The sequence below is a fragment of the Pseudomonas sp. UBA7500 genome (genome assembly GCF_002478435.1).
In the GTDB taxonomy this organism is placed as follows: Bacteria; Pseudomonadota; Gammaproteobacteria; order Pseudomonadales; family Pseudomonadaceae; genus Aquipseudomonas; species Aquipseudomonas palmensis.
Window position 1 is genome coordinate 34198 of record NZ_DLNW01000049.1, and the last position, 8393, is coordinate 42590.

The window sequence follows — 8393 nt, forward strand, 5'->3', positions numbered from 1 at the left end:
CGAGCTGGTGATGAATGGGATAGGCGGCCGCACCATTGCCGAGGCGCAGGAGAACATGACCTATCCCGAGTTCCTGGTCTGGGTGAGGTTCCGCCAGAAGCGCGGGTCGCTCCACCCTGGCATGCGCCTCGAGGCCACGCTGGCCCAGTTCCAGGCGATGTACTTCAACGCCAAGACCGGCAAGGACGCCCCTCGGCTGTATGCCCAGGACTTTGCTCCGCACATGGACCCAAGGGTCGAGACGCTGGAGGAGGCGATGGACAACTGGGTCTGATTTGGGGCCTGTGTAGAGTAGTGGTAGATTCGCACGTTTCTCTGGGAGAGAGAGCGATGTCGACATTGAAGTGCAGGAAGTGCTCAGCGGTCTACCCATCATCCGACAAGGCCTGCCCGAGCTGTATGTGCCCCGCAAGAGATCTCCGCCCCATCCTGCTATCCGGCCTTCTGGTCGCAGTTGTTTTCATCTTCGGGTACTGGATTTTTGGGGGGCGCGAGGAAAAGCCAGGCACCGCGATGGTGAGCGATTCCGCTGTGATATCTAGGGCTTTCTCTGCGGTCAGGGCAAGCCTAAAAGATCCTAGCAGTGCTGACTTTGGATTGACCAAAAGATACTCAGTTGCGGAAGGGAAGAACGTCGCTTGCGGCACAGTGAACGCAAAAAACTCGTTTGGTGGATACGCCGGAGCTAAGCGGTTTGTTTACACGCACGAGTCCGCCTCACTGGTTTTTGATGACGGGTCACCTGATTTTTCCGGTCTGTGGACCTCGCTATGTAGATAGCACCAAACAACAAACCCGCCTCGGCGGGTTTTTTATTGCCTGGAGAAAACATGGCAGGATCACTGGGTACCCTCACTCTCGATCTGATTGCGCGAATCGGTGGGTTCACTGGCCCTGTCGATCAAGCGGCAAGAGCGGCGAAAAGATCCTCGAAGGAAATGGCGGACGCGGCCAATCAGGCAAAGTTCGCCTGGAGCGCGCTGGGCGAGGTTGCGGCGGGTGTCGTAGCAGGCCTGTCAGTAGCGAGCATCTTCGGGCGCTTTGTCTCGGAAACGAGGAACGCCGAGCGTGAGCAAGCGCAGCTCAGTGCTGTCCTTCGGTCGACTGGTGAGTCAGCGGGATTCAACCGAGATCAGCTCAATGGAATGGCTGCCGCTATGGAGCGGGCGACCACATTTTCTGGCGGCGACATCAACCAGGCCCAAACTGCCCTGCTGGCCTTCACTGGCGTGGTAGAAAACCAGTTCAATCGGGCCTTGCAGTCTGCGGCCGATATGGCAGCCAGAACCGGAGTGACGGTCACGTCTGCTGCCGAAACTATCGGCAGGGCGCTGGATGTTCCATCCAAAGGCCTCACTGCACTTAGCAAGCAGGGCTTCCGCTTCACCGACGAGCAGAAAAAGATGGCTCTGGCGATGGAGTCGACCGGGAATGTGGCCGGTGCTCAGGGGATCATCCTGGATGCTCTCGAGGAGTCCTACTCGGGGGCAGCCGCCGCTGCAAGAGATACGTTTGGCGGCGCGCTTGACGCGCTGCAGAATACAATCTCAGGACTTTTGACAGGTGAAGGAAGTCTTGGCGGAGCGAAGGATGCGGTTAACGCGCTCAATGATGCCCTCTCTTCGCCGGCAGCGAAGACCGCAATTGAAGTCACAGCGAAGGCGGCGGTGGTTCTGGCGGGAGTGCTGACGGTCCGTCTTGCGGCAGCGGCAGCAAGTACGGCGGTTTCTTTTCTCGCGGCGCAGGTGGAGGCTGCACGATACCAGGCAACCCTGGCGAGAATGGCCGGCGTGTCCACGGTGGCTGCAGCAGGAATCACTGCGGTTGGCGTTGCGGCCAGGGCGGCTTCGGCCGCAATGGCACTTCTCGGCGGGCCTGCGGGCATCATCATCGCCGCAGGCGCTGCGCTCACTTACTTCGCAACAAAAACGGACGATGCTCGGCAATCCCTCATTGACGTCGGTAAACCTCTTGATGAACTCGCCGAGAAGTTCAGGGCGCTTGGTCGTGACCAAAAGGCTGCGCAGCTCGCCGAGTACACAGCAGATTTCGAGCAGGCAACCAAAGACCAGGCGGATGCATACAGCACGCTGATGAAGCGGGTTAACCGTGACCTCGGCAGCTCTCTGTTTCCGCGCATCAGGCAGGAGTTCGATGAGGCGTATGCCGCTGGGCAGCCGCTTTCGCTTGTAATCGATGACCTGTCTCGCCGCTTCCGGCTGAAGCCCGAAGCTCTGCAGGCTTGGGTTGCGCAGTCGGGCGCTGTGGCGGATGCGGGTGAGAAGGCATCGTATGCGGCCACCCTGGTAAAGCGGCTCACCGATGAGTTCAATGCCAATAGCGCGGCAGCAGCAACCAACGCAAGCACCGTGCCTGAGCGGTCTACGGTCTACACCGAGATGGCCAAGAAGATCGAAGAGCAGATCTTACTGGCTGGCAAGCGGACGGAGGCCGACAAACTCGAAGCTCGCGTCAAGGCTGGTCTGGTCGAGGGTCTGAAGGCAGGCGAGGGTGACCTTCTGGTGGCTGGTCAGCGGCGCGCCGATGCCGCAATCAAAGCCGCAGCAGCGACCCAGAAGGCCGAGGAGGATGCAAAGTCCAAATCCAAGGCCGCTGCCGACGCCCTGAAGAAGCGCGGCATCGATGCCGAGGAGGGCTACCGCCGGCAGATCGCTCTGATCGACGAGACCACCGGCAAGCAGGGCAAGGCTACCGAGGTGGCCAAGCTCGCGTTCGAGCTGGAGACCGGCAAGCTGAAGGGTGTCAGCGTCGAGCGCAAGAGGGTGCTGCAGGACCTGGCCGCCGAGCTCGATGCCAAGGTCAAGCTGCAGAAGCAGAACCAGGAAGACCTCAAGCTCGCGACCTACGCGGCGAACCTGAAGGACAGCAACACCATCGTGCGCCAGGGCTTCGAGCTTGAGATCGCCGGCGCTGGGCAGGGGGAGAAATTCCGTTCCCGCCTGCGCGAGAACCTGGCCATCGAGCAGGACTTCGCGAAGCAGCGCAGCGAGCTGTACAAGCAGTTCAAGGAGGCCGACCTGCTCGGCGATCCAGATGCCAAGTCTCGCTACGACAAGGAGACAGCGCTGCTCGAGGAGGCACTGACCGAGCGCCTGGCCATCCAACTGGACTACTACAGCCAGCTCGACGCTGCCGAATCCAACTGGGCGGATGGCGCGCGCGCGGCCTGGCAGGACTATTCGGACAATGCCAAGGACATGTCGTCGCAGATGTACAGCGTCACCAGCAATGCCCTGGGCAGCCTGGAAGACGAACTGGTCAACTTCGTGAAGACCGGCAAGTTCAACTTCAGCGCCTTTGCCGAGGGCATCGCGAACGACCTGCTGCACATGCTGGTGAAGATCGGCCTGCAGATGGCGGTCAACGCCGCGATCGGCGACACGGCCGCCGCTTCCTCGGCTGCGGTGGCAGCTGTCACCGGCACGTCGATGGCCGCGGCCTACGCGCCGGCGGCGGCCATGGCCTCGCTGGCATCGTTCGGCGCGAACGCCGCACCTGCATCTGCAGCACTCACCAGCACCACCGCGCTGGCCAGCAGCCTGTCGCTGGTGGGTATGGCGCACGACGGCATCGACAGTATTCCGCGAGAAGGCACCTGGCTGTTGCAGAAGGGCGAGCGAGTCACCACGGCCGGCACCAGCGCCAAGCTGGACCGAACCCTGAGCGACATTCAGGCCAACGGCGGCCAGGGCCAGTGGAGCGCCATGCCGCCGATCCAGCAGCACATATCAGTTCAGGGGTCTGCTGATGAGGCCACGCTTGCCCGGATTCAGGAGGCGGCCAAGCAGGGAGCCCAGGCCGGGTACCAGATGGTCCTGAAGGACTTCCGCAGCAACGGACCGGCGCGGCAGCAACTGCGCAAAGGCTGATCGACCACCAGGAGAAAAGTACATGGCAATCGCATGGCCGGATGGCCTGTGCCCGAATGAAATGACGTGGGGGGTCGTCTACAACAACCGTGCATTCACGTCGTCGCTCTCCAACGCTCAGCAGATCGTTGGATACCCGGGGGCCTACTGGCAGTGCCAGTTGACGTTCTCGGCGCTCTCCCGCGATGAGGAGCGCCTTCTGACGGCCTTTATCGGGCGACTGCAAGGCATGTTCGGCACCTTCAACCTCCCGGCGTTCACCCGTACCCGCACCGACTTCATCGGCACGCCGGTCGTCGTCACCGCCACCGCCCAGGCCTCCTTCATGCGCCTGGGCGGCGTCACGGCGAACAAGCAGGTGTTCTCCATGGGTGACTACATCACGATCGCCGGCGAGATGTTCGAGGTCATCGATGACGCTGTTTCTGGCGCCAATGGCCAGGTACTGGTGAACCTCAACAAGCGGATTCGCAAGACGATCGCGGCCGGCGCCGCGGTTGAATACCGGGCACCCTACGCCGAGATGCGCAGGACCTCCGATACCCACGCACTGAGCGTGCGGCCCCTAGTGGCCAACGGCACGCTCGATTTTCGGGAGGCTTTCTGATGGCAGGGGCATTCCCTTTCAGCCAGCGGGTGGTGGACATCATCGCCCAAGGCAACTTCATGGCGGTGTATGCCTGCCAGCTGGATTTCCCTGACGGCATGGTCTTCGCCCACACCGGTACCGGTGACTTGGTGCTCGACGGCATCACCTACCAGGGCGTCGGCTCGTTTGGCGAAGTCGGCGAGGCGCAGGAGAGCAGCAGCTCGGGTTCGCCGATGAGCGTCGACCTCACCCTCAACGGCCTGGACACCACGATCATCACGGAGACCAGCCTGAAAGGCTGCCGTGGGCGCAATGCCAAGCTCATGTTCGTCGTGATCGACCAGGCCGGTGGGTATGCAGCCGACATTCTCTTCAGCGGCCGGATGGATGCCGCACAGTTCTCATACGCAGGGAACGGCAGTGACGGCAACGCAATCAAGGTGCCGATCATCGACCGGATGGCTGAGTGGAGCCGCACCGGCACCGAGCGCTGGACCGACGAAAACCACCGGGCCCGGTACCAGGACGACCGCTTCTTCTTCGCCGTCGCGCAGATGGCGGACTGGCCAATCTACTGGGGCGCCAAGAAGGACGCACCCTCATTCAAGTACGAGTAGCCCATGCGCAATCGAGACTGGACAACACAACTTGCCAACACCATCAAGGCCGCCTCCGAGCGGCCTTTTTCATGGGGCGAATTTGACTGCTGCCTGTTTGCTGCCGACTGCGCGATTGCTGTTTGCGGGGTCGACCCGGCCGCCCAGTACCGCGGCAGATACCGCACCGAGACCGGCGCCAAGCGTTTGCTCAAGAAGCTGCACGGCTCGCTCGACGCTGCCTGGGATGCGTGCTTTCAGCGCATCGATCCCGCGTTCATCCAGCGCGGTGATGTGGCGATGTACGACGGCGAGAACGGCCGGGGCGTGGCTGTGTTTTGGGCGGGCGAGTTCTGGTCGGTGGCCGAGGATGGGGTGGGGCGCATTGCTTGCGACCCCCTTGCTGTCTGGAGGGTTGAATGAGCAAGGCAGTCAAGAAAGTCGCCCTCGTCGCGGCCGGTGCCGCGCTGGGCTTCGTTACCGGCGGCATTGGCTTTGCGCTGATCGGCGGCGCGGTGGGTCTGTTTGTTGGCTCTCAGCAGGGCGCTGCACTTAAGGCGGGCGGCACGAGCAGTGAGCCGTCCGCACAGACCGTTCGTTCGTCCAAGGCGCCCGCACGGTTCATTCTGGGCCGGGTCAGCACTGGTGGTGTGCTGGTATGGGCTCAGGAGCAGGCGGGAAGTCAGAGCAGCGGCGAATGGATTCACCTCGTCTACGTGTTGAGCGAAGGCGCCATTGATGCGCTGGAGGCTGTCTACTTGGGCGAGGAGGATATCTCCACCTACGGCGCGAACGCCTCTTACGAGCTGATAGTCAATCCGACCCAGGTCAATGCCTTTCTCAAGGATAACTGCCCGGACTGGAGAGACTCGCAGATCGGCCGAGGCCTGTCCTTTGTCCGCGTATCGCTGAAGCACGATCCCGAAAAATTCCCGTCCGGCATTCCTGATGCGCGCTTTGTCGTACGCGGGCGGAACGACCTGTACGACCCGCGCACCGGCATTGCGCGATACAGCGACAACACTGCGCTGCACCTGCTCTGGTACCTGCGTGAGCGCTGCAAGGTGCCGGATGACGAGATCATCTTCGAGACCTTCGCCAGCGCTGCAAACGTCTGCGACGAAGCGGTGGTCAACGCTGATGGCAGGCTGGGCACCCGCTACCGCACAGGCTGCGTGATCGGCGCGGACGAGCAGCGTACCCAGGTGATCCAGAAGCTGGAGGAGTCGTGTGCCGGCCAGCTGATCCGTGTGGGCGGCAAGTGGATGCTGCAGGCCGGGGCCTACTACGGCCCTGCAGACTTCGAGATTACCGAGGACATGGTCATCGGCACGGTCTCGGGTTCGACCGAGGTGACCAATGACGCTGCAATCAACATCGTCACGGGCACCTTCATCGATCCTTCGCAAGCTTGGGCCGAGACGGACTTCCCGGAGGTGCGTGTACAGCAGTGGGTGGTTGAGGATGGCGGAGAGGCGCCCGAATCGATCTCGCTGGGCTATGTGAGTGATGCCTACCAGGCCCAGCGCCTGGCGAACATCAAGCTTCGGCGCGCCCGCGCCGGCGGATCACTGCAGCTCCCGATGAACTTCGCCGGCTATAACTGCCGGCCTGGACGGGTGGTTAGGGTGAACCTGCCTTCGCTGAACATCGTCGGCGAGTTCATCGTGACCGACTGGAACATGGCGCCGGACGATGGCTGCAATGTCACTGTCTCGCAGTATGAACCGGCGATTTTTGATGATGCCGTGGGCAAGCCCTACGATCCGATCGGCTTCATCAATCTGCCAACCGGGGGGCTTGGTTCACCTACCGGACTGGCCTGGAGCACCCACGAAACCGCCGAAGTCTCACAGGGCGTGCTGAGCTGGCTGCCACCGTTTGGCATCGTCAATGGCTATGCCGTGACTGTCCGGCAGGGCGCTCGCGCCGTACAGGCGCACCAGGTGCCGGCGCCGGCGACCCAGCTGGCACTGGCCGGCCTACCGTCGGGCAGCTACACGATGAGTGTTGCCGCCCTGGGGCCGCTGACGCGCTCGGGTGAGGCCAGCATTACGGTCAACATCAACGGCCCGGCTGTGCCCGAGGCGTGCGCGGTTCAGGCGACGATCGACACGATCACGCTGTTCCCGAGCAACGTACAGCACGGTCTGAACGGTGGAGCCTACGAGTACTTCTTCAGCATGGACCCGCTGGCGACCGCTGAGCAGGCTGCGTACCTGGGGCAGGGGTTCAGCATGACCCACACGGCACTTGCTTTCTCAACCAACTACTTCTATTTCATCCGCGCTCGAAACGCGTATGGAGTGAGCGGGTTCCTCAAGGTCATCGCCTCAACCTCGACCGACGTAACCACCATGCTGCAGGCTCTTACCGGCAAGGTCGGCGAGAGCCAGCTAGGCCAAGAAGTCGTCGACAAGATCGACGGCCTGCAGGACCAGATCGATGCGCTTGACGGACTCAAGGTCTACGACAAGGATACGGCCTACGAGGAAGGTCAGATGGTCGTGGTCGACGGCCGGATTTACCAAGCGGTGCATGATGTGCCAGCCGACCCTAGCGGCGCCAATGCACCACCCAACGTTGCGTTCTGGCTTGACGTGGGGCAGTCGATCGAGACGGCCAATGGCCTGGCCCAGCAAGTCACCGCCAACACGACGAAGATCACTGAGGTCGACGGAAAGACCACGGCGACAGCCGAGAGCCTGCAGGCTCTGCGCGCGTCGGCTCGCGACGACGATGCCGAAGGCGATCTGGCCGGCGCACTGCACCAGTGGGACGCGACAGCAGCTTTCGGAGTTGAGGTGCGAGCAAGCGCGTCTCGCGACGAAGCGATCGTGCGCAAAACCGAAACGCTTGAGGCAACTCTGGCCGATACGGCGACGGCTGTGCAGACAGTCGCCCAGGCGCAGGTCGACGCAGATGGCAGGGCGTCGACGACGTGGGCAGTGAAGATGCAGCTCAACTCGCAAGGAAAGTATGTCGTCGCCGGGATCGGGCTTGGCATCGAGAACGGACCAGCTGGACTGCAAAGCCAGTTCATCGTCAATGCCGACAGGTTCGCGGTCGTGAACGACATCAATGGGGCGCCCGTGTCTTTCTTCGCAATCCAGGATGGACAGACGTTTATTGAAGCTGCGTTTATCCAGGATGGAACCATCACGAACGCGAAGATCGGCAGCTACATCGCTTCGACGAACTACGTGCCAGGCCAGCAGGGCTGGCGGCTCAACAAGGACGGAACTTTCGAAATCAACGGCACTGTAGCTGGCCAGGGCAGAACGATGATTACACATCGCTCGTACCGGGTATGGGATG

6 protein-coding genes are annotated in these 8393 nt (G+C 62.1%); all 6 read left to right on the forward strand.

Translation table 11 applies throughout. From position 1 onward, the window contains the following. Positions 1 to 10: 10 nt before the first annotated feature. Complete coding sequence (locus B4I46_RS21195) at positions 11 to 274, forward strand: hypothetical protein (RefSeq protein WP_286901729.1); 264 nt, start codon at positions 11 to 13, stop codon at positions 272 to 274. A 556-nt stretch (positions 275 to 830) separates the two neighbouring features. Beyond that, on the forward strand, positions 831 to 3890 hold the full coding sequence (locus B4I46_RS21200) for a phage tail tape measure protein (protein ID WP_286901731.1): 3060 nt from the start codon (positions 831 to 833) through the stop codon (positions 3888 to 3890). Between the two features lie 22 nt (positions 3891 to 3912). Next, a complete protein-coding gene (locus tag B4I46_RS21205) occupies positions 3913 to 4497 on the forward strand; it encodes a hypothetical protein (protein WP_104572170.1) in 585 nt (194 codons plus the stop codon). Further along, the gene (locus tag B4I46_RS21210; protein WP_104572171.1) at positions 4497 to 5096 is read left to right on the forward strand and encodes a hypothetical protein; all 600 of its coding nucleotides are present in this window, start codon (positions 4497 to 4499) and stop codon (positions 5094 to 5096) included. The genes B4I46_RS21205 and B4I46_RS21210 overlap by 1 nt, the downstream gene beginning before the upstream one ends. 3 nt (positions 5097 to 5099) lie before the next feature. After that, on the forward strand, positions 5100 to 5498 hold the full coding sequence (locus B4I46_RS21215; protein WP_286901732.1) for a DUF6950 family protein: 399 nt from the start codon (positions 5100 to 5102) through the stop codon (positions 5496 to 5498). Continuing rightward, the coding region (locus B4I46_RS21220; RefSeq protein ID WP_286901733.1) for a phage tail tip fiber protein at positions 5495 to 8393 on the forward strand (2899 nt) is incomplete at its 3' end. The genes B4I46_RS21215 and B4I46_RS21220, both read left to right, overlap by 4 nt.

Coding starts and splice junctions, on each gene's coding strand:
- B4I46_RS21195 (WP_286901729.1), top strand. CDS start 11: ATGAATGGGATAGGCGGCCGCACCATTGCCGAGGCGCAGGAGAACATG.
- B4I46_RS21200 (WP_286901731.1), top strand. CDS start 831: ATGGCAGGATCACTGGGTACCCTCACTCTCGATCTGATTGCGCGAATC.
- B4I46_RS21205 (WP_104572170.1), top strand. CDS start 3,913: ATGGCAATCGCATGGCCGGATGGCCTGTGCCCGAATGAAATGACGTGG.
- B4I46_RS21210 (WP_104572171.1), top strand. CDS start 4,497: ATGGCAGGGGCATTCCCTTTCAGCCAGCGGGTGGTGGACATCATCGCC.
- B4I46_RS21215 (WP_286901732.1), top strand. CDS start 5,100: ATGCGCAATCGAGACTGGACAACACAACTTGCCAACACCATCAAGGCC.